Below are 21,410 nucleotides of genomic sequence, written 5' to 3'. Positions count from 1 at the left end.
TCTAATCCTACACTCTCATGAACCACATCGGTATATTTCACCAAGCAATGACTGTAAGATGGTTATAAATTTAATCGCCTGCGATTCTCATTCCACTCGAGTTCAGGACGCAATTGTCCAAGTTGAGAAATTTTTTCCACGATAATCTGGTTGTCCGCCAGATAAGCAAACCGCATCCCTACTTCTGAGTCATCCCATTTGTCCGGCGGGCGGGAAATGACATCAGCGATACGAAGTTGAGTTGGACGCAGTGTGGAGGCGACGATCACCGCATTCTGATCACCTTGGCTGCCTGCATGAGCCAATCCGCGTAGCGATCCCAACACGTAGATACTGCCGGTGCATTGGATCGTTCCTCCCGGGTTGACATCACCTAAAAACAATAAATTTCCGCTATGTACTAACACCTGTCCAGAACGCACCGTCCCGGCCTTCGTCGCCAGATCTGTCTCCGCTCCGCGCAAATACGGCATGCCATCCGCCTCAAACCGATGAATAATTAAATTCTGGCGGATAGAAAACAACTCCCGCACCGCCAATTCTTCTGTGCGGGTAATCTGCCGTTGGCCCAATTTGATGGTGACTTTCATATCCGGGCCATCCCAAATCTGGGCCGCCTGCGTATTTTCCAACTTATGCTTCAATTCCTCCAAAACATAAGAAAAGGGTCGCGAATCATCGAGAATAAACAGCAGGCCTTCTTTGTTGCCCTTAATTGTAACGCCCGGTTTCATCACTTTCCCCATACTCATGTCACCCCGCCTCACTAATGATTTCGCTCCTCCCCTTTATTTTCCTTCCTTTTCCATTATAAGGCGCATCAGCGAATGATCGTATCAAACACGACCTGCCGGTTCCGCTTTTTCATGTAAACATAATGTATGAACCGGAAAATGGGATAGGCGCTGATGGCGTTAAAGACCAACGTTGGCACGATATGTGTCATGAAAGAAAAAAGGAAAGGCATGTTTGTAAACCCAAACAAACGATACCAACCATACACCAAGAGCGTATAACAACATTGCCCCAATACGATCGCCACGCCGACAATCCACACAAAAGGCGGAAAATGATTGGCCAACAAATACGTGCCATAGGCTACCGCCGCCAATGCGAAGGCTGTGACCCCCCACGCAGGGCCATAGACGATGTCATGCAACAATCCGAAGGAGAAGGCGAACATCAGCACATAACGTTTAGGCAAATACAAAGAAATGACAAGGATCCCACTAACCACCAATTGGGGGATAACGACAAAAGTGCTCCCCCACGCCTGAGGGAGCAACAACTGGAAGACAGACCCTTCTAACAAGAAGAGGATCAAGAGGAAAGCGACGAAACCCTTTTTCACCGTTTGTCCCCTCCCGTCTTCGATTGAAGCTCGTTCTTGTGTTGTTGCAACTGCAACTTTTCCGGGTCTCTCACGACCATCACATAATCCAGCCGTTCAAAAGTAGCAGACGGTTTGACATACGCGATTTGTTCAGCCCCGCTTTCGCCGGGTTTCACTTCAGCAACCGTCCCAATCAGAATACCACCTGGATAAATATCTGACAATCTCGATGTTACCACCGTTGCACCTGGCTTAATTTTGGCGGTCACCGCAACTTTTTTCATGATCAACCGTTTCTTCACCGCATCATATCCTTCGATGATGCCCAACACCTCTTCATTCTCCCCTTGGATCATCGCGGCGATCCCAGGGCCGCCACCCGTGTCAGTCAATAGTTGCACATCCGCCATATGGCTGGTCACTGACTGCACTCGACCGATCAACCCCTGCGATGTGACGATAGGCATTTTTGGCTCCACGCCATCTGCCTTGCCCCGGTTAATGACCACCTTGTTATGCCAACGGTCGGTATTTCGGAAAACGACGCGTGCCGCAATGTATTCGATAGGGTTTTCTTTTGCGTATCCCCATTGTTTTTTTAATTCTTCATTCTCCCGCTTCAATTCTTTCAACTCCGCTTCCATGCGAGCCAACTCCGTCTTCGGGGAGGCAGCTTCCGTGGAAGAGGAAAGGGCCAGCGCCGAATGCACGGGGGTATAAAAGATGCCTTCTACCACCGCCGCTACATTCTTTAGCCAACTTTCGGGACCGATGAGAAGCCCGCGCTCACCGCGCGTCATCCCCACCGAAATAAACAATAAAAGCGACAAGCAAACAAAAATGAGAATGTGACGAGCGTCATTGCGTCGCATGGCTTCACTCCTTCGGGGCGATTTTCATTTCTCTTCCGGCTAGCCCACGAAAAAGGGGCGCCGATCCGCCCCCTTCCGAGCCAACCGACGACTGCTAGAAAAAGCGCTTGCGCCGAAAGCGGTCAATCGCCGAAGTCGGTTTAAACAGCCCGATCTGCTCCAGGGCCGAACCGGTACCGACGGCCACGCAATCCAACGCGTTTTCCGCCACATGGCATTCCATATGCGTCTCTTCACTCAAGCGGACGTTCAAATTGCGCAACAAAGCTCCACCACCTGTCAACATGATGCCCCGGTCCAAGATGTCCGCCGACAATTCCGGTGGCGTCTGTTCCAATGTCTGCTTGACGGAGTCGATAATCGCCATGACGGTTTCATTTAGAGCCTCGGCAATTTCACTCGTCGTAATCTCAATCATGCGCGGCAAGCCCGTAATCAAGTCCCGGCCTTTGATCTCCCGCGAGTCGCCGCCCTGATCATCAGGGATAGCTGAGCCGATTTCCAGCTTCAGCGTTTCCGCCGTGCGCTCTCCAATCAGCAAATTATGTTTGCGACGGATGTATTGGATAATGGCATCATCCATTTTGTCACCAGCGACCCGCAACGAATGACAAGTCACGATTCCCCCCAAAGAGATCACGGCTACCTCCGTCGTCCCGCCGCCAATATCAACTACCATGCTTCCCGTCGCTTCCCACACGGGCAAACCGGCGCCGATCGCAGCCGCCAACGGCTCTTCAATGGTGTAAGCATCCTTGGCCCCGGCTCTCACGGTCGCCTGCTCCACCGCCCGCTTTTCGACCGCGGTCACTCCTGACGGCACGCACACCATCACATTGGGTTTGCGCGGTAAAATGATGTGTTGGTCAGAAGCCTGCTTTAAAAAGTATTCAATCATCGCCGCTGTTGTATTGTAATCGGCGATCACGCCATCTTTCATCGGCCGGATAGCCACGATATTACCAGGTGTACGCCCGATCATCGCTTTCGCTTGGTTCCCTACCGCTTTGATTTCTTCCGTTCCTACTTCCATCGCCACCACAGACGGTTCACGAACCACAATCCCTTGCCCTTTCACATAAACGAGGGTATTGGCCGTTCCTAAATCCAACCCCATATCTTTCACAAATCCGCCAAACACGGCAAGCCCCCCTTTCATTCATTCAAAATCAACATATTATCAAACAGAAAACCTCTCCACATAAGCTACTGGTAAATACCGCCCTCCACACCCAAGCAAATTCCGATAATTTCGTCAATAGGGAAACAGCACTAAGAAAACGGCTGTTCGTCTGGCGATGGCTTGCGCATGACAAAGGGCTTAAAACCTACTCGGCAATCAACCCTTTCTCTTTCATGCTGAAATACGTTTGGTCCCCGATAATCAGATGATCCACAACGTCAATACCCACCAATTTGCCGACTTCCACCAACCGTTCTGTAACCAAAAGATCCTCCGTGCTAGGTGTGGGGTCGCCGCTGGGGTGATTATGTACACAAATGATTGCGGCGGCGCTACAGCGGATCGCTTCGTGGAAAATTTCGCGCGGATGCACAACCGAGGTGTTAAGACTTCCTTTAAAAATGCATTTTTTGTCAATGACATGATATTTCGTATTCAAATATAGGCAGATGAAGTGTTCCTGTTGCAGGAAGCGGAGTTCATCCATTACGTAACAAGCTGCATCATCCGGCGACCGAATCGCATGGCGGTCTTCCGGCAACATACGTGAAATCCGCTGTCCCAACTCTATACCGGCCATCAATTGTATGGCTTTGGCCGGCCCGATCCCGTGAATGCCCATTAGCTCTTGCAACGAAAGTCGGGTCAGTCCCTTGAGCCCGCCCCCCTTGTTCAACACCCGCTGGGCCAACGTCATCACAGATTCACCCGTGCTGCCCGTGCGCAACAACAAGGCAATCAACTCCGCATTAGAAACATGATTCGGCCCTAACCGAATCATGCGTTCACGCGGCCGCTCCTCTTCTGGCACATCGCGCAGCAACATGTCCTTGCGACCGGTTTCATCCATCATCTATTCCTCCTCTGCCTCTCTCCACTTCCATTTAGGAATTTGATCCCCACGGGTGTGCTCGGCAGAGTTGTTACGTTTGCATTTATCTTCTATGGTACCAACGAATAGCCCATGTCTTGGAACATTTGATCCAATTCGACCAATGAAAGTCCGACAACATTGAAATAACAGCCGTCGATCTTGTCGATCAGACATGCGCCCAAGCCTTGGATTCCATATGCACCCGCCTTGTCGAGCGGTTCTTTCGAATCCACGTACCATGAGATTTTTTCATCTGAGAGCGACCTCATCCACACATGGGTCATGCGATGGCTGACACGTTCACGCACCACGTGGCCATCAGCCACTTCAACCAAGGCAATGCCCGTGTATACTTGATGCGCGCGGCCTTGGAGTCTGGAAAGCATCTGAACCGCTTCCTGCTCATCCCGCGGTTTGCCCAAAATCTCACCGTCACAGACTACGATCGTATCCGCGCCGATGACAAGAGCGGCATCCAACTGCCGGGCCACATCCTTGGCTTTGCGGTGCGCCAATTCCTCAGCCACTGCGTTCGGAGGGGACGAAGGGTCAAATGTTTCATCGACCTGACTCGTCTTCACCTCAAACGGAACGCCCAAGCCCGCAAGTAACTCTCGTCTCCGTGGAGAACCGGATGCCAAAACAATTTTTGGCCGCATATCGCGTACACACCTTTCAGTAATAAGTAAAAAATAAAAAAGAAGGATGTTCCTTTAAGTGGAGTGCATCCCGTCCACGGAAAAAAGCACCTCTGTGAGTAAGGTGCCTTCCAACCTTGGAACAATTTAAGTTTAGCAGATGAAGAACCGCCCAACAAGCGATGGTCAACGCTTTGTCAAAATTTGTTTTCCCCGCCTTCTGCCGCCGCTTTGGCCACCCGTTCATAAGCCAATGCATATCGAACCAACCCTTCTTGAATCTGCCACAGCAACGCTTGATTAGGATGTTTGTCTGCCGTTTCTCCACTTTGAATCGCCAGATCCAATGCGCTGAGGCATTGGTTGAGCGACGACCGTAACGCTGGTGGCAACCCCTTTTCCATCGCGTGAAAGTCGGAGAGCATCTGTTCATATTCTTTTTTCCAAGCGGATTGAAATGCGAATGCTGGCGTTTCCGTTTGGGGATTGCCCTGTATATTGACGATGGCGGCATTCCCCAACTGTTGGATCAGGTGGTTTCCGCGCACAAGCAAGCGGGCTAGCTGTTCCCGCTGCTTCCATTTCTCAGGCAATGTTCCGGTCATCTGCAATTCCTTTAAATACACTTCCACATCTTTTTTTTGATAAATAGCAGAAAGTTTCAACGCTTCATCCCTTGTCCAACCCATTCCCAAGAAGATGCGGTAAGGAGGGTGATCTGACATCACCGCAGCCATCCCTTGCGTGCGGTATTCCTGCACTTTCTTCTGGGCATGTTGCTTGTTTTGAAAATTCCCCGCTTGCAACATCACGACCTTTAGCGCTGGAAGGGGTCTTCCCACTTCCTTGCCCTTAGCTTTGTTCCCATTGGCGTCCGTGAGCGGAATCTCGGCCACCATATTACTCTTGGGCAAGTGATCATCGATCGACCGGGCCGAATGAGAGGCGTTTTCCATAAAGAATATCCGCAAGATGGAAAAGCCCATAATCAGCCCCACCACGATAGCAGCGGCGATCGACAGCAGGAGTTGTCCCAATTTCACGTTTGATGGGCGCATTTTCAACCGTCTTTGCACAAAGGGATTGTTGGGAGAGCTCCACTCAATCACTTGTTGCTTTTTATCGGCGCGCCCCAAGGTAAAAGAAGGCGTTTGTCGAATCGGCCCGGCGATTGCTTCCTGCGATGCCTGCCGCCCTTCCTTCTCTTGTGGATAAGCAGTGGTGGAGACGGGCGTGGTTCTCACCTTTTCCCATGTCACTTGTATACCACGGGCATTGGCTTTTTCCTGCCGCTTTGCAATGGTGATCGCTTGCCCTGTAGGTTTATCCGCTTTGACGGAAGACGTTTGGGATGGATGGGGTTGGATGGTGACTTTCATGCCAGACTGCCGGGAAGAGATTTTTGGTTTTGTGTTCTCCATCGCAATGATCCGCTCCTTCAAAAATCTATTACTAGAGTTTATGAATTCATAGAAAAGATAGAACCTGAATTTCCGGCCAATAAGCAAACCAGCTAAAACCAGCGCACCATCCATTCAACCAATGACTGGCCACGCCATCAAACAGCAGGGCAACGATCATCCCTGCCGCCAGATGAGGGGCGTACGGCAACGGAGAACGGCCCATCCACTGGCCACAGGCGAGCGAGCGTCCGACCACCGTCAAGAAGGCACTCCAACTCGACAACCACAAGGCGAAGAACAAATCCAATCCCAACAGCCAGACCGCCATCACCAACAACTTCACATCTCCCATGCCGATCCCTTTGGTCTTCCGCCATACGAGATAACCGACACCGTAAATGCCCAGTGCCGCCAAGCTGAGCCATCCAAACGAATCTGGCCGTTCAAACCAACTATGCATAGCAAAGAAGAGGCTTCCCCCCAAAGTGAGGGAATTGGGTATCAACCAAGCCATCAAATCGGTCAGAACCACGGTGAACAAAATGGACAAAAATATGACCATGGCAAACTTGTCATGCAAAGAACGCGGCTGCTGCACCACCCACCAGACTAGTCCTGCGTAAAGCGCCATGATCCCCACCCGGGCATAGGCGAAAAACAATCGTTCCACCATCGGTCGCATCCGACGGTAAAACACGCGTACCAGTATGTCTTCCCTCCTGCGTTGCAAAAAGCGTTCCGCACATTCCGGCAGCCAATATGCGCCCATTCCCGCCGCTAACACCGCCAACTCTTCCCACTCAACCATGGGGCAACAGCCACTCTTCTTTCACCGCTGCATGTTCCACTTCCTTGCTTTTCAGCAGAGCCTGCACGGCCATGTCCATCGTTTGCATCCCTGCTTGTTGGCCCGCTTGCATAATAGAATCAACTTGATGAATTTGTTCAGCCCGAATCAAGTGTTGCACCGCTCGGGTGTTTATGAGCACTTCAAACGCCGCGATCCGGTTGTTATATCCATTACCAGGAAATAAACGCTGGGCGGCGATACCTAACAAACTCATAGACAATTGCGTGCGGATCAGGGTTTGCTCTTCGGCCGGAAACTGATGAATAATCCGTTGGATGGCTTGCGCAGCCCGAGCAGCGTGCATGGTGGCCATGACCAAACGCCCCGCTTCCGCCGCATACAGCGCGGCCCGAACCGCCTCTGGCTCCCTTAACTCCCCGATCATCAGCACATCGGGATCTTGCCGTAATGCCGCCTGAACACCTGATTGATAACTGGCCGTGTCCAAGCCAATCTGCCGTTGGATCACCAACGATTGTTGGGAACGGTGCGTATACTCGATCGGATCTTCCAACGTGATGATCAAGGAGGAGCTTGTCCGATTTTTCAGCTCCAACAGCGCGGCCAGTGTCGTCGACTTGCCACTACCCGTAGGGCCGGTCACCAGTAAAATCCCTTGCTTCTTTTGGCTTAAGTTGAGGAGCGCTTCCGGAAGGCGCAATTCCTCAGGGCTGGGAATGTCACGCGGAAACAAACGAATAGCCAACCCTACGCCTGTCTGAAGTCGATATGCATGAACACGCAAGCGAATTTCGTCAAACTGAAAGGCAAAATCCAATTCCCGGTCACGGATCACCTTTTTATGTGCAGCCAAGAATGCCCATATCATCTTCCCTTCCACTTGTTCCTCTGCCAACAACTCCATCTTGCCCTGTATGCGTACCCGTGGAGGCTCTCCTTCCACCAGATGAAGATCAGAAGCTTCATTTACGATAGCCAAGGATATCCAATCAGTGATTTGCATGTCTAGCTCCTCCCATGTTCCATTTGTAACCAATTTCCATTGTAAGAAAAAAACAACAAAAGAAACGTGTCTATATCAAGAAAATTTGGGCAACAGTGATGTTCCCCTTGCCGGACGCGGCGTAATCGAGTAGATTAACATAAGAATCCATCCAGCTAAAGGAGCGGACTTATGCTAACTGTTCATGAATTGACTGGCGGCTATTCGCGGGTGCAACCCGTCATCCATGACTTGTCTTTCGATGTGAACCCGGGTGAAATGGTCGGCTTGATCGGTTTAAACGGAGCCGGTAAAAGCACAACGATTAAACATATCCTCGGCCTGATGACCCCCGTTGCCGGGAAAGTCACCCTCCATGGGAAAACATTGCAGGATGATCCCAGTGCATTCCGCTCACAAATCGCCTACATACCGGAAACCCCACAATTTTATGAAGAACTTACCTTATGGGAACATCTGGAGTTGACGATCCGCGCATATCGATTGGACGAAGCTGAAGCCAGCCGGCGCGCTCATGAGTTGTTGGAGCAATTCCGTATGAGCAAAGCAAAGCATTGGTTCCCTCACACATTCTCCAAAGGCATGCAACAAAAAATCATGATCTTATGCGCATTTCTCGCGCAACCGGCCCTGCTGATCGTCGATGAACCTTTCGTCGGCCTCGACCCACTGGCCATCCAGGCGTTACTCGATCTGTTGCAGGAAGGTAAACAGCAGGGGATGGGCATTCTGATATCGACTCATATCTTGGACATGGCAGAAAAATACTGCGACCGCTTCATCCTTCTGCATGATGGTCGCATTCGGCTAAAAGGGGATTTGCCAGCGATGCAACATACGCTCAACAAACCCGGGGCCAGCTTGGAACAGCTGTTCATTCAGGTCGTGAAAGGGTGAATCGTTTGGAAACCTCCACTCTATTTTGGAGCCGCATGCGCAGTTCTTGGACAAAAGCATTGCGACTGATCCGCATCATCGCAGGCGGGGGAGGCACCCCGATCATCTTGGGCATCACCATCATCGCTTTCTCATTCGGATACAACCAATTGCTGGCTTGGTTGCCTGAATCGTTTCCCATGGCGCACGTTTTGGCCGTCATAATCGGTCTTTTCCTGACCCACCAACGCATTCGCACCTGGATTAAGCCGACTGACGCGGTGTTTCTGTTGTCCTTGGAACCTCAAATGGGTAAATATTTTCGGGCGAGCTTGCTCTACACCGGCGCGGTAAAGCTCCTCCATTTGGGAGTGATCATGGGCATTTTGTATCCGTTATACCGCGCCAACCTGGGTACACTGGGAACCTATGTCGTTGCTTGCTTTCTCTTGGCGGGAGTCCTTCTTCTCAATCTTGTGCAGGAATGGCAGGCAACGAGACTGACTGTCAACTCTGACACGAGCGACTTGCGCTTATGGAAAATTTGCCGTTTCGCCTTGAACTTAATGTTGGCCTACGACATATTGGCATCTGAATGGGAGCTTATGCTCATGACTCTCACTGCGCTGGCCGTCTGGTGCTGGCGAGGGGTTCAACTGATTCCACAAGCCCCTTATCCCTGGCAACATTTAAGTCGACTGGAGCAAGAAACCTTGGCCCGATATTACGCCATCGCCAATTGGTTCGTAGATATGCCCCGCTACAAGCGCCCATTGCGCCAACGCAAATGGTTGATCCGCCTCGTCAACCGCTTGATCCGCGACGATGCAGTTTACCCTTACCTCTATTGGCGCACATTGGTGAGGCAGAGCGACCTGTTGGCGATTTTTACCCGCCTTTTGGTATGGGTACTCCTGCTCTCTTTCTGCGTGCCCCATCCGTGGGTCGTCACCCTGCTCACTCTCTTGGGCAACTGGATGTTTACTGTACAATTGCGGAACATTGAACATGCAGCGCATTACCCCGTCTTGTTCAAGCTTATGCCCCGACCAGGATGGGAGCGGTCACAAGCACTTCAGCAAATCACACGGCTGTTATCAACCGCGTTTGCGTCACTCATCGCACTGGTCGGCCTTTTGGTCGGTTGGCTGGACGGTACGGGATTGGTCATCTATCTGATCATCAACGGTGTGGCGATTCTCTTCTTTAGCCGTACCAAAAGATAAAAGACGGGCGGCTACTGGCCAATCCCGTCTTTCTCATGTCAAACAATGAAAAACGACTCCGTTGTTGCGGAGTCGTTTTTTTCACTTTCCTTTACTCAGAGATGCAATATCTTTAGCAATTTGCGCCGCATCAGGTTGTAGGCCGTTGTAGAAACGAACCACTTTTCCAGTGCCGTCAATCAGGTAAAACTGCGTAGGATGGGTGACCAACAGCGGAACATCAGGGGAAGTTCCTTGTTGATGCGCGATTTGCGCCTTGAAAGTATCTTTGGTCACCTTGGTTATTTCTTCCAATGAATAGCCTGTTAAGAGATGCCAATTGCTAAAATCAGCACCATGTTTCTCCGCATAGGCCTTCAACACTTCAGGTTTGTCATACTCGGGGTCCACGCTAAAGGAGACCAGTTCAACCTGTACGCCCGCCTTTTTCAGCTCCTGTTGTAGCTTGGCCATGTTGGCCGTCATCGGCGGACACACATTGGGACAACGGGTGAAAATAAAATCTGCCAACCAGAGTTTCCCTTGCAAATCCTTCAGCCCAAATGGCTTGCCCTCCTGGTTGGTGTACGTAAAATCTGGGACACGCCAATTGAGAGCGGATACATCATTATTATTGGCGGCCGCATCTTGGTTTTGGCTCGAGTCAGGAGACTCCGTCATTGTTGGAGCACAACCGGCTACCAGCAAGAACGCACACAAGATCAGGGAAAGTCGTCTGAATGTGAATAAATTCACAAAAAGTCATCTCCTATCTGCATCACATCGCGTTGGATGCTTCTTAGTTCAACGTTTGGCAAGCTGCACCATCAGACGTCGCACAATCTTACTATATCGCGATTAAATGGAACAGGGCAACCCGCATTTAAGCGGATCGCCCTGAAAGGGAATCAGGCAAAGGGGATGGATAAGTGCAAATTCATTTTTTCACGGTCCGCTTCTCCAACTCAGGCACCAAACCGTGCGAAACGCGCCAGATGTCTCCCGCGCCCATGGTCAAAACGAGGTCACCCGGCCGGACGTGATCTAAAAGATAGTCGATTACATTTTCTTTGGTATCAATGAAGCGGGTATTGGGGTTGCTATTCTTTGTGATCAATTCGGCCAAGCGCTCGGCAGACACACCCGGAATCGGTTGTTCACCGGCCGGGGCATACAAGGTATTGATAATAACCTCGTCGGCCAAGGCAAACGCCCGGCTGAATTCATCCATCAACAGATGCGTGCGGGAGTAACGTTGCGGTTGGAACACCACAATCATTCGCCGCCCCAGCGCTTTAGCTCCTTTCAAGGTCGCTTCGATTTCAGTCGGATGGTGGGCATAGTCATCGACAACCACAATGTCGTCCACTTCGCCAATGACTTGGAAACGGCGTTTGGCCCCTTGGAATTGATACAGGGCAGCTGCCGCGCGTTCAAATGGCACGCCCACTTCCAAACAAGCGATGATGGCCGCCAAGGCGTTGGCCACGTTGTGGCGCCCTGGAATACGAAGGGATACATCTCCCAACTCCTGACCATTTTTAACCACCGTAAACGTCATTTCGCGCTCTTGTTCGCGGATGTTGGTCGCCATATAGTCAGCTGGATGATCCAACGCATACGTGATGTAACGGCCGCGCACTTCTGGAGCAATGGCTCGAACATATGCGTCATCCCAGCACAAAATCGCCGCGCCCTCCGGGCGAACTTGGCTGGCAAATACGCGATACGCTTGTTTTAGCTTTTCGAAGTCACCTTCATAATTCTCCAAATGATCGGGCTCAATGTTGGTTACTACCGCCAAGTAGGGGAAGTATTCCAAGAAAGAACCGTCGCTCTCATCGGCCTCGGCCACCACATAATCGCTTTGCCCTGCTTTGGCGTTGCCTTTTAAACTGACGATTTCCCCGCCGATGATGTATGTTGGATCCACATCGCACAATTCCAACGTTTGTGCGATCATGGAAGACGTCGTTGTTTTACCGTGTGCGCCAGCAACAGCGATCCCTTTCTTGTCGTTTAACAAACGAGCCAGCATTTGCGAACGGTGCAACACTTCAATCCCCTGCTCTTGGGCCGCGATGCGCTCCACATTGTTTTCCGCAATGCTTGTGGAGAATACAACCATATCTGCTCCGTTGACATTGTCGGCATGATGGCCGATAGTCACTTTAGCGCCGCGTTCAATCAGCTTTTGCACCAATGCGTTTTCTGCGACATCAGACCCGGACACTTCATACCCCAAATCCAGCAACACACGCGCGATCGCGCTCATCCCATATCCACCGATTCCAACAAAATGCACTCTTTTCTTATCCAACAGAATCACCAGCCTTTTTTAATACCTTATTCGTCTTCTGCTTGTATCAGTAATGAGCGGGCTTCAGATACGAGATAGAGGGAACCGGCGATCACACCCAGATCGCGTTCACCCAACTCAGCCCGTAACAACGCCAGCGCCTCTTGCACAGAGGATGCACTTGACACTGACGCGGACGGATGCAGGCGCCGTGCCACTTCGGCCAATTCGCACCCCGTCATGGAGCGCGGTTGATCTGCCACTTGGGTGGTGATCACATGATCGGCTACGTCCAACAAGGGGGCCAACATATCCTCCACCCGTTTGTCATGCATCATCGCCAAGATCAACACCAGGCGATCATAAGTATAGTGGTCACGAAGTGCGTTGACCAATGAGTGAACCCCGTCGACGTTGTGTGCACCATCCAATAAGATACGTGGATGTTCACTCACTTGTTCCAACCGGCCCGGCCAATAAACGGCCGCTAACCCGCGTTGGATATGTTCATCTTCAATTACCGTGGCATAGGCTTGGCGCAACACATCCAGCGTCATCAAGGCTGTGCCTGCGTTTTTCAGCTGGTGTTCCCCCATCAGGGACACATTGGCCGAAAGACGACGATAAACATTTGAAAAAGTAAACGCTTGTCCTGTCTCAGCCGTCTGTTCTGCTGGCTCTATCCGATAATCGCGGCCCGCTTGGTAAACCTTGCAGTTTTTCAATTGTGCCGCTTCATGAATCACAGCTTGCACTTCCGCCCGTTCCGCGCCGCACACGACAGGTACCCCCGCCTTGATGATGCCCGCTTTTTCCTGCGCGATGTCCGCGAGGGATTCCCCCAACCACGCTTGGTGATCCAAACCAACCTCGGTGATCACCGAAACCAGCGGATAGCAAACATTGGTGGAATCGAGACGGCCGCCGAGGCCAGTTTCCCACACCACAAACCAAGGCACGGCGTCCTTGGCAAAGTATAAAATCGCCACAAGCGTCCAAAATTCAAACGGAGTAAGCGGTCCAGGACCTTCCGTTCTAATCTCTTCCGCCAATGGACGCAACTGATTGGACCAATGCACGAACGCCTCATCGGAAATCGAGTTCCCATCCACTTGAATCCGTTCGCGCCATGAAAGGACATAGGGGGAAACAAACAAACCAGTCGAATATCCCGCTTCCTTAAGCACCGATGCAATCATCGCCGCTGTCGACCCTTTGCCGTTCGTGCCAGCGATATGAATAAATTTGCATCTTCTCTCTGGATGGCCCAGCCGCTCAAGCACCCACTCCATTCGCTCCAAACCGGGCTGGATCGCTTGCGCACAAGTTTGTTCCATCCAGTCGAACACATCACTTGGTACAGCAAATGAAGTCATTCGATCCATGACCTTCTTCCCCTTCATTAAACAATAAAAAAACTACCTCTGTACATTTTGCATTTAAACGGACGCTCCGTCAACAATACGGGACGGGAGGAATCTTTGGTCGTTCCTCCCGTCAACCGCTTTTTATGAACCTTTGATCTCCTGAATCCGTGCCAACACTTTTTCGCGTTTTTCCTTGTACTCTTCCCCTTTTTGCCGTTCCGCTTCCACCACATGTTCAGGTGCTTTGGCGACAAATCCCGGAATGGACAATTTCTTTTCAACGCGTTCCACTTCGGCGTTTAACTTTTTCAACTCCGCCTCCAAGCGTTTCACCGTCTGTTCCACATCCACCAGCCCCGCGAGTGGCAAGAACAGCTCAGCACCGGTCACCACCGCAGCCATCGATTTGTCAGGCCGTGCCAATGCGGGATCGATGGTCAATTGGTTCACTCCGCACAAACGCTTGATAGCCGCTTCGTTCCGTTCAAACGCCTGCCGGGTTTCCCCATCAGGACACACCATCAACGATACTTGATGCTTCGGAGGCACTTCCATTTCAGCACGGATGTTGCGCACTGCACGGATCGTTTCAATTAGCACTTGCATTTCATGAACCGCTTCTGGCGCATCAAACGCTTCATTTGCCTGAGGCCAAGCGGAAACGGTGATGCTTTCCCCTTCCACCGGCAGATGCTGCCAAATCTCTTCCGTGATGAAAGGCATCATCGGATGCAACAACCGCAATGCTTGATCCAGCACATGGGTCAGCACCGAGCGGGTCACGCGTTTGGCCTCTTCATCTTCACCGTACAGCGGTAGCTTGGCGAATTCAATGTACCAATCGCACAGTTCATCCCAAATGAAGTTGTAGATCACACGTCCCACTTCACCAAATTCATACCGTTCCAACAGGCGAGTGGTGTCTTTCACCGTCTCGTTAAGTCGATGCAAAATCCATTTGTCGGCGATGGAGAATGGCCCTTTGAGTTCCAGCTCTTCAGCCGACACCCCTTCCAAGTGCATGAGCGCAAACCGGGACGCGTTCCAGATCTTGTTGGCGAAGTTGCGTGCCGCCTCCACCCGTTCAAAACGGAAGCGAATATCATTCCCCGGAGTGCAACCAGTTGACAGCATATAGCGCATTGCATCTACGCCATACTGGTCGATCACTTCCATCGGGTCAACGCCGTTCCCCAGAGACTTGGACATCTTTCTGCCTTCTGCGTCGCGAATCAAACCGTTCATCAGCACATCTTTAAATGGAATCTGATCAGTGAATTCCAACGCCGTAAAGATCATGCGCGCTACCCAGAAGTAGATGATGTCATAGCCTGTCACCAACACATCCGTGGGGAAATAACGCTTGAGGTCGTCCGTTTGCTCAGGCCAACCGAGCGTGGAGAAAGGCCACAACGCTGAGCTGAACCATGTATCAAGCACATCCTCGTCTTGGCGTAATGCGTTGCTTTGGCAATGCGGACAAGTGGTCGGTTCCTCTCTAGCCACAGTCATTTCACCACACTCGTCACAATACCACGCCGGGATGCGATGCCCCCACCACAATTGGCGCGAGATGCACCAATCGCGCACGTTTTCAATCCAATTCAAGTAGATTTTCTCAAAGCGGTCAGGCACAAACTTTACGCCTTGCCCCTGCTTTTGCGCGCTGATGACTCGTTCGGCGAGAGGCTTCATGGAAACGAACCATTGTGTGGACAGATACGGTTCGACTACGACTCCCGTCCGTTCACTGTGACCCACAGAGTGAACGTGCTCCTCGATTTCAATCAACAATCCCGCCGCTTCCAAGTCTTTGACGATTTGTTTGCGACATTCAAAGCGATCCATACCTTGGTATTTCCCAGCCAACTCATTCATCCGCCCCTCTTCATTCATCACGAGGATTTGCGGCAATTGATGGCGTTGTCCCATCTCAAAGTCGTTCGGATCATGGGCCGGCGTGATTTTCACCGCTCCACTGCCGAATTCCGGCTCAACATACTCATCGGCAATGATCGGAATCTCCCGCTCCACGAACGGCAAGATCACCGTTTTGCCGATAAGCCCTTGATACCTCTCATCATCGGGGTGAACAGCCACCGCCACGTCACCCAACATCGTTTCAGGACGTGTCGTCGCTACACGGATGTAGCCTGAACCATCTTTGAGCGGATATTTTAAGTGATACAACGCGCCTTTGACTTCTTTATGGATTACTTCAATATCAGACAAAGCCGTGCGTGCTTTGGGATCCCAGTTGATGATATATTTACCGCGATAAATGAGCCCCTTCTCATACAAGCGCACAAACACTTCTCTCACGGCGGCAGACAACCCATCGTCCAATGTAAACCGCTCGCGGCTGTAATCCAAGCTCAACCCCAATTTGCGCCACTGGTTGGCGATGTTCTGGGCGTATTCATCTTTCCATTTCCACACTTCCGCCAAGAATTTTTCCCGACCCAAGTCGTGTCGGCTGATCCCTTGCTCCCGCAACTTCGCCTCCACCCGCGCCTGAGTGGCGATGCCAGCATGGTCCATCCCCGGCAACCACAGGGCGTCATACCCGCTCATCCGTTTGAAACGAATTAAGATATCCTGTAGCGTTACGTTCAGCGCATGGCCGAGGTGCAGATTGCCAGTGACGTTTGGCGGGGGAATAACAATCGTAAACGGCTGTTTGCTTTGGTCTTTCCCCGCTTCGAAAAACTTCCCTTCAATCCAATAGTTGTACCATTTCGTTTCCGCCTGTTTCGGGTCGTAGGCGGATGGCAGATTGCTTTTCACTGGTTCACCCATCTTACATCCTCCTCACTGTTAGACAAAATAAAAAACCTTCCGTCCCATGCAAAGGACGAAAGGTTGTTTCGCGGTACCACCTTTGTTCACCGAACCCAACTGGTCGGTTCAGTGCACTCTAGGGCCAGGTATCGGTTGGCGCCGGAACATCTTACACAGCAACACCCTTCAGATGTTCAGCTCAAGGGCGACGTTCAACGGTGTAACCTGAAGAAGCCTTCCAGCCGTGGGCTCCTCTCTCTGACAGGCCTCTATCCCGCCTACTCTTCCCTCTCATAGCTTAATTAATCATTTATTGATTGTTTTATTATATTACAACCTTTGCATGTGAGAGTCAAACAAACGTCCAAACAAAATAAAAACGGCGATGGAGATCGCCAATGAATCGTATGAGTCCAGTCCTGCCATATATCAGCGAACACCAAACGTTTGTCTGATGTGATCATACATTGCCTGAGGATCGGCCAAGAAGGTCATCAACAATACGGTCACCAGCATCAGAATACTGAGAAACACCAAAAACAAAACACCGCGATATGCTTTTTTCACCATGGTTTTTACCATACTCAACTTGAAAATCCCCTTCCTGTCAGCATTCGCATTTGGTCCCTATAACATATTCCTATTCTCCACGTTTCGTTCACTTCTGTCTAGTCTTTCTCCCAAATCTCCAAAAAAACAAGCAACCACGCAACCTGCAGCATATAATTTGGTCATAAGCAACTTTTTTTCATCGGGCAACAAAAGGTGAGAAGACGCTTGTCCCTACCATTTCTATGCCATCATCTATGTAAGTGAGGAGATTCTTGATGTGGGAAGTGATCTTATGGGTACTTGCCCTTAGTTTACCATTAAAAGCCCTGCACAAACTTTTACAAAAAATAAAAAACCGGGGATAACCCCGATTAAAACTAGCGATTTGCCCTTTTCCTTTTCTTCTTGCGTCCGGGTTGGTGAGAGGCGACCTGGACTTTTTCCCGTTCTTCTTTTTTCTTTTTGGACGGCCACAAACTTTTCACCAGCTCCTGCATCTGTTCATGCTGGCTGATCTCGCGCTCGAAACGCTTGGTGAATTGCGGCTCTACCATGGCGGTACGCGGTTTGTCGAAATACCGCCCCAGTGTTTTCAATATTCGCTCGGGGTATGACAAATACAAGGCCAACAACCGCTTCTCTTTGGGCTCCAACTTCCACACCCGTTCATAAGCCTCTAACAGCTTGAACGGATCTGCCCCATCATGGAGCGAAAAACGCTGAATGGCAAGAGCCACATCACGGGCTGGCGTATCCACTTGCGCGTGGTCAAAATCAATCAGATAGACTTGCTCTTCGTCCTGCACCACATTGCTGGGATGAACCCTGCCATGGCAGAGAACGGCGCGCGGCAGGGAGGCGTTCTCACTTTCGCGGTAGCGTTCCAATCCTCGAATGGCAAATTGGAAACTACGTTCCAGCTGTTCTTTGGCGCTTGCGAAGGCTCGCTCAAACGGGGAGATAAATTCGCGATCCTTCCCTTGGTTCGCATATTGATCCAACATCTCCATCTTGCGCTTCCAAGACTCGATCTCTTCTTGCCGGATGGACGGCGCCAACTCATCCAATTTTTTGCAACCTGGTTCCGTCGCCTGATGCAACCGGGCTAAAGCCCCCATCGCTTCCTCAGATGACCAGCGCTTTCCATCTGGGACAGACCGTCGCTTCCAAGGAACCATATACCAACAGGTGCCTTCCACTTCGGCTACTGGCTCCCCTTGCTTGGTCTCCATCCAAGGCAACAGATGGTCACATCCGGATTGAATTGCCTCATTCAACAGTTGGTGCAAGAGGTACAATTTTTCACGCGGGGCTCTGGAACGCTTCAGCGCATATTCCCCTTCAGGCAAAGCCAGATAGATTACGCCACCCACTTTTTCCATATACGCATCTTCATAACCGTATTGCCGCAACACTTCCCACACTAAAGCTGATCGGTCCACTGCCGCTCCCCCTTTCCGTGGGCATCAACCTTTTTTGCCGTACCAACCAAACGAAGAAATCTCTGCATGCGAACTTGGCTGTTCAGGCTGCTTGGGCACATTCAAAATCTGCCCTTCAACCAGCACATCTGTCTGCAATCGATTTAGCCTGATCAACTCATTTGCCGACACGTTATATCTGTTCGCTACTGTGTCAATTGTGTCATCTTTCTGGACAATAACCATTCTCATCGGCACAAACGCTTCTTCTTTTTCCCGCAACAACCAGCCGATCCAGGACGTGTTTTCCTGTTTCTCATCGGGTTGTGCGCCATCCGTTTGTTCCTGCTCCACATCGACTCTTTCCGAGTCAGCCGAATCCGACATTTCCACTGGCTCAGGCGGCTGTTCCCCTTCCTTGATCGACTCGGCCGTCTGAGCCTGTTTGCTCGCCTGGCGTTCACGCCAGAAGTCTTGGGGATCGACTGTCAGCGCCTTTTGCTCTTCGGAATTGGCTTGCATCGATTCGATCGACTCTACCGGTTGAATCAGATGTACATCTTGCTCTTCATGCTCAGCGTCACCCTTCTGCGGATCATCAGGTGTCTCTAATTCAATCTCCACTTTGGCGTCATCAAAATCATGCTGGTGCGCAAGCGAAGCCATCGGTTGAGCCGACTGTCCCGAAAAGACCGGCAGGGCTTCCTCCTTATCGGGCGGTGCCACTTCGCCAGGTATCTCCGCTTGCCTTTCAGGCAGCAAGCCGTCGATCATCAGAATCGCATCGATTTTCAATTCAAAAGGGGACAGCACTTGATAATCAAATGCCTCCACCTCCGCCGAGATCTGATCTTCTTCCGCACGGTCACGCGGGAGCGTAATCTCAACCGGAATGACATAAGCCAGTTCTTGCTGATCTTCCTCTCCATTCGTATGTACATCTGGCTCACTTTCGCCTTCCCGTTGCTTGAGATAAGACCCATTTAACCGCAGATACCCCTGGATCTTCAAATGTTGCCCTTCATCCTTGATTTCGATGTCGGGATACAAGTCCAGCTCCAGGAGGGTGTCAATGCCGGGTTGCTGTGATTGGAGACGAACATTTTCCGATATGTCGAAACGGAGTTGGGTGAAACTGCTTTCCATATACACAATCCCTCCTTGTGAGGTTCGTGCCGTACCGCTTGACCCAACATTCAAACACGTGGGTCATCGGTTAAGACGTTACTGTATCTATATGCGGTCAAAATGGAGTTATAACCCAACCCAGACAAGACCAGGTCTTTAAGCGAAGAGCTTGCAGTGGAAACTGCCGGAGTGATGCCGCGTAACAGAGAAAAGCCTTTCTTTTCGCGTTGGCGAAAAGAAAGGCTTTCATTACAGCAAATTTATTTTTTCAAGCGAGCCAGTGCGCGGCGGTTTGCTTCCAACGTACGGTTCAAATCCTCATCCTGATGAGCCATCGAAATAAACATGCCTTCAAATTGCGAAGGAGGAATCAGAATGCCTTCCTCCATCATCAGGCGGAAATACTCGGCAAAACGCTCCGTATCTGCTTGCTTCGCTTGGGTGTAGCTCGTAACCGCCTCTCCGGTGAAAAAGAGACAGACCATCGAACCAACACGGTTGATATGGTGTGGGATGCCCGCTTCTTCCGCATTGCGGCGCAACCCCTCCTCCAAAATCCGTCCTTTGCGTTCTAACTCTTCATAAGCAGCAGGTGTCATCTCTGACAAGGTGGCATAACCGGCGGCCATGGCCAACGGATTGCCCGACAGCGTTCCCGCTTGGTACACCGGACCAACGGGTGCGACCTGTTCCATGATCTCCTTTTTGCCACCATATGCCCCCACCGGAAGGCCGCCGCCGATCACTTTACCCATCGTCGTTAAATCGGGGGTGATGCCGTAGCGCCCTTGGGCTGAGTGATAACCAACCCGGAAACCGGTCATCACTTCGTCAAAAATGAGCAATGCGCCATGCTGTTCCGTCAACTCACGCAATCCCTCAAGGAACCCAGGCTGAGGAGGAACGACGCCCATGTTTCCAGCCACCGGTTCCAAGATGACGGCGGCGATTTCTTCACCCACTTTTTCAAATACCAGCTTGACGCTATCCAGATCATTGTATGGTACCGTCAAGGTGTGCTGAGCGATATTCTCGGGCACACCCGGGCTGTCCGGCAAACCCAAGGTGGCCACGCCGGAGCCAGCTTTAATGAGCAGGCTGTCGGAATGTCCATGATAGCTTCCTTCAAATTTGAGAATCTTGTTGCGTCCGGTGTATGCACGAGCCAAACGCAAGGCACTCATCGTGGCCTCCGTTCCCGAGTTGACCATCCGCACAATCTCAACCGACGGCATGCGTTCAACCACCGTCTCAGCCATCAAGGTCTCCAATTCGGTCGGGGCACCAAAGCTGGTTCCCTTCTCCGCAGTCGTTTTGATAGCTTCCACTACTTTAGGATGAGCATGCCCCAAAATGAGAGGCCCCCATGAACCGATGTAATCGATGTATTCGTTGCCGTCTACATCCACTACTTTGGAACCGAATCCGCGCTCAATAAACACCGGATTCATCTTCACTGATCTAAATGCGCGAACCGGACTGTTCACTCCGCCTGGAATCACTTGTTGGGCTTGGCGATAATTCGCGATGGAACGATCATATCCTTTATGCATCCATATCACTACCTTTTATGTAAAACTCTTCACAAGCATATTGTACCTCAAATAAAGCAAACCCATCTAATGGGAAAGCGACTTTTTTGAGAAAATGGGAGCTTCGCCCGT

19 protein-coding genes and 1 other annotated feature are annotated in these 21,410 nt (G+C 51.1%); of the genes, 2 read left to right on the top strand and 17 right to left on the bottom strand.

Features of this window, described 5'->3' with window-relative positions; genetic code table 11:
* Positions 1-62 precede the first annotated feature (62 nt).
* From EDC32_RS03510 to EDC32_RS03470, 9 genes are all read right to left on the bottom strand, one after another.
* A complete protein-coding gene (locus tag EDC32_RS03510; protein ID WP_246026832.1) occupies positions 63-752 on the bottom strand; it encodes a septum site-determining protein MinC in 690 nt (229 codons plus the stop codon).
* 68 nt (positions 753-820) lie between these two features.
* Positions 821-1,351: a rod shape-determining protein MreD gene (mreD, locus tag EDC32_RS03505; RefSeq protein WP_158283214.1), complete on the bottom strand. Its 531-nt coding sequence runs from the start codon at positions 1,349-1,351 to the stop codon at positions 821-823.
* Complete coding sequence (gene mreC, locus EDC32_RS03500) at positions 1,348-2,205, bottom strand: rod shape-determining protein MreC (RefSeq protein WP_132220034.1); 858 nt, start codon at positions 2,203-2,205, stop codon at positions 1,348-1,350. The genes mreD and mreC overlap by 4 nt, the downstream gene beginning before the upstream one ends.
* Positions 2,206-2,299: 94 nt before the next feature.
* Entirely contained in the window at positions 2,300-3,346 is a 1,047-nt protein-coding gene (locus EDC32_RS03495) for a rod shape-determining protein (protein ID WP_022736047.1), read from the bottom strand.
* A gap of 187 nt (positions 3,347-3,533) precedes the next feature.
* A complete protein-coding gene (gene radC / locus EDC32_RS03490) occupies positions 3,534-4,238 on the bottom strand; it encodes a RadC family protein (protein ID WP_132220033.1) in 705 nt (234 codons plus the stop codon).
* Positions 4,239-4,330: 92 nt separating this feature from the next.
* Positions 4,331-4,921, bottom strand: coding sequence for a Maf family protein (locus tag EDC32_RS03485; RefSeq protein ID WP_132220032.1), 591 nt, complete (start codon positions 4,919-4,921; stop codon positions 4,331-4,333).
* Between the two features lie 176 nt (positions 4,922-5,097).
* A complete protein-coding gene (locus EDC32_RS03480) occupies positions 5,098-6,321 on the bottom strand; it encodes a hypothetical protein (protein ID WP_132220031.1) in 1,224 nt (407 codons plus the stop codon).
* A 46-nt stretch (positions 6,322-6,367) separates the two neighbouring features.
* A complete protein-coding gene (locus EDC32_RS03475) occupies positions 6,368-7,111 on the bottom strand; it encodes a prepilin peptidase (protein WP_132220030.1) in 744 nt (247 codons plus the stop codon).
* The gene (locus EDC32_RS03470) at positions 7,104-8,117 is read right to left on the bottom strand and encodes a type IV pilus twitching motility protein PilT (protein ID WP_132220029.1); all 1,014 of its coding nucleotides are present in this window, start codon (positions 8,115-8,117) and stop codon (positions 7,104-7,106) included. The genes EDC32_RS03475 and EDC32_RS03470 overlap by 8 nt, the downstream gene beginning before the upstream one ends.
* Positions 8,118-8,288: 171 nt before the next feature.
* Between EDC32_RS03470 and EDC32_RS03465 the strand changes: the two genes are divergently transcribed.
* Positions 8,289-9,014 carry an ABC transporter ATP-binding protein gene (locus tag EDC32_RS03465; RefSeq protein WP_132220028.1) on the top strand — a complete coding sequence of 242 codons (726 nt, stop codon included), beginning with the start codon at positions 8,289-8,291 and terminating at the stop codon, positions 9,012-9,014.
* Positions 9,011-10,219: an ABC transporter permease gene (locus EDC32_RS03460; RefSeq protein WP_132220027.1), complete on the top strand. Its 1,209-nt coding sequence runs from the start codon at positions 9,011-9,013 to the stop codon at positions 10,217-10,219. Before EDC32_RS03465 ends, EDC32_RS03460 begins: the two co-directional genes overlap by 4 nt.
* Before the next feature lie 81 nt (positions 10,220-10,300).
* Here the strand turns inward: EDC32_RS03460 and EDC32_RS03455 are convergent, their stop codons facing one another.
* The 8 genes from EDC32_RS03455 to hemL form a co-directional block, all read right to left on the bottom strand.
* The gene (locus EDC32_RS03455; protein ID WP_132220926.1) at positions 10,301-10,879 is read right to left on the bottom strand and encodes an SCO family protein; all 579 of its coding nucleotides are present in this window, start codon (positions 10,877-10,879) and stop codon (positions 10,301-10,303) included.
* Between the two features lie 256 nt (positions 10,880-11,135).
* Positions 11,136-12,524 carry a UDP-N-acetylmuramate--L-alanine ligase gene (gene murC, locus EDC32_RS03450; RefSeq protein ID WP_132220924.1) on the bottom strand — a complete coding sequence of 463 codons (1,389 nt, stop codon included), beginning with the start codon at positions 12,522-12,524 and terminating at the stop codon, positions 11,136-11,138.
* A 20-nt stretch (positions 12,525-12,544) separates the two neighbouring features.
* Entirely contained in the window at positions 12,545-13,882 is a 1,338-nt protein-coding gene (locus tag EDC32_RS03445; RefSeq protein ID WP_158283213.1) for a bifunctional folylpolyglutamate synthase/dihydrofolate synthase, read from the bottom strand.
* Positions 13,883-14,005: 123 nt separating this feature from the next.
* Positions 14,006-16,663, bottom strand: a complete 2,658-nt coding sequence (locus tag EDC32_RS03440; protein ID WP_132220025.1) for a valine--tRNA ligase — start codon at positions 16,661-16,663, stop codon at positions 14,006-14,008.
* Positions 16,664-16,711: 48 nt separating this feature from the next.
* Positions 16,712-16,949 (bottom strand) — a binding site (T-box leader).
* Between the two features lie 125 nt (positions 16,950-17,074).
* The gene (locus EDC32_RS16225; RefSeq protein WP_154986126.1) at positions 17,075-17,233 is read right to left on the bottom strand and encodes a hypothetical protein; all 159 of its coding nucleotides are present in this window, start codon (positions 17,231-17,233) and stop codon (positions 17,075-17,077) included.
* A gap of 341 nt (positions 17,234-17,574) precedes the next feature.
* Positions 17,575-18,639 carry a phosphotransferase gene (locus EDC32_RS03435; protein WP_132220024.1) on the bottom strand — a complete coding sequence of 355 codons (1,065 nt, stop codon included), beginning with the start codon at positions 18,637-18,639 and terminating at the stop codon, positions 17,575-17,577.
* 24 nt (positions 18,640-18,663) lie between these two features.
* The gene (locus tag EDC32_RS03430; protein WP_132220023.1) at positions 18,664-19,764 is read right to left on the bottom strand and encodes a LysM peptidoglycan-binding domain-containing protein; all 1,101 of its coding nucleotides are present in this window, start codon (positions 19,762-19,764) and stop codon (positions 18,664-18,666) included.
* Positions 19,765-20,006: 242 nt separating this feature from the next.
* Complete coding sequence (gene hemL / locus EDC32_RS03425; protein ID WP_022736032.1) at positions 20,007-21,299, bottom strand: glutamate-1-semialdehyde 2,1-aminomutase; 1,293 nt, start codon at positions 21,297-21,299, stop codon at positions 20,007-20,009.
* Between the last annotated feature and the right edge of the window lie 111 nt (positions 21,300-21,410).

This window comes from Laceyella sacchari, assembly GCF_004343255.1.
Lineage (GTDB): Bacteria > Bacillota > Bacilli > Thermoactinomycetales > Thermoactinomycetaceae > Laceyella > Laceyella sacchari.
The sequence above is the reverse complement of the archived record's forward strand: the minus strand, read 5'-3'. Positions and strand labels throughout refer to the sequence as shown.